General features: G+C 61.8%; 2 protein-coding genes. Both read right to left on the bottom strand.

What is annotated here, in order from left to right; genetic code table 11:
- Positions 1–73: 73 nt before the first annotated feature.
- A complete protein-coding gene (locus tag KGA85_RS29485; protein ID WP_223453709.1) occupies positions 74–895 on the bottom strand; it encodes an alpha/beta fold hydrolase in 822 nt (273 codons plus the stop codon).
- A partial coding sequence (locus KGA85_RS29480) for a hypothetical protein (protein WP_223538265.1) occupies positions 892–1,074 on the bottom strand: 183 nt, incomplete at its 5' end. The genes KGA85_RS29485 and KGA85_RS29480, both read right to left, overlap by 4 nt.

Raw genomic sequence — 1,074 nt, 5'->3', positions numbered from 1 at the left:
CCTTGGTGCTGAATGTGCCACCGTCATCGCGAGCAGGCTCGCTCCCACAGGGGATTGGGTTTGTTCAGGAAGATTACTGCAGGGGCAAAAACCGCAGCAGCGCCGCGACTATGGCTTCGGGTGCGTCTTCCTGAACCAGATGACCGGCGTTGGGTATCGGATAAAACTGCGATCCGGGAATCATCCGATGCAGCGCCTGCCCGCGTTCGATGGGAATCCACTGGTCGTCTTCACCCCAGAGAATCTGCACCGGGCAGCGAATCGTCGGGTACAGGCCCTCGGCCTCGCAGGTATAGCGCTCGTCCATCTGCGCGATCTGCCGGTAGAACGCCGCTTGCCCCGGATCCCCCAGCCACGGCTTTACGTACGGCGCGAGTTCGTGGTCCGGGATTTCCCGCTTGATCGCCCCGCGGATGTAAGCCGGCACAATCGCTTGCTGGATGTAATCGGGCAGTCCGCTGAACGCAGCTTCATGCTGGCGCACATGCTGCACGAACGGCGAACCCCAGGGCGTCAGCGCCACCGGGTCGATCAGCGTCAGGCTGCGGTAATCCTTGCCGTTGAGCAGATGCGCGCGTAGCGCCGTGGCACCGCCGAAGTCGTGGGCCACCACGTCGGGGCGATCCAGGCGCCAATGCTCCAGCAACTGCGCCAACAACTGGTTTTGCACGCCGAGCGAGACATCGTCGTCGGGTTGTGCGGACTGCCCATAGCCCAGCAGATCGAAGTAGTGGACGCGGTGAGTCGTCGTGAAATACGGCGCGATCCGGTGCCACACGAAAGAAGAAAAGGGCGTGCCATGCACGAGCACCAGCGGCGGGCCGTCGCCGCGCACGGCGTAGCGTACCTGATGTCCGTTGAAGTCAAAGGCTTGATCCAGCGGCCAGTCAGTCATGGGCTTGTCCTCTTGGCGGGGGAAGAGGCAAAAAGCATAGGCATAAAAAAACCACCTTTGAAGGTGGCTTGCTTGATCGACTGACGAAACGCATTCCCTTGTGGGAGCGGGCTTGCTCGCGAAGGCGGTTTTTCTGGCACCTTGATGGTGGCTGTGCCGACGCCTTCGCGAGCAAGCCC

Source organism: Pseudomonas sp. GL-B-12 (assembly GCF_019955895.1).
Classification (GTDB): domain Bacteria; phylum Pseudomonadota; class Gammaproteobacteria; order Pseudomonadales; family Pseudomonadaceae; genus Aquipseudomonas.
The sequence above is the reverse complement of the archived record's forward strand: the minus strand, read 5'-3'. Positions and strand labels throughout refer to the sequence as shown.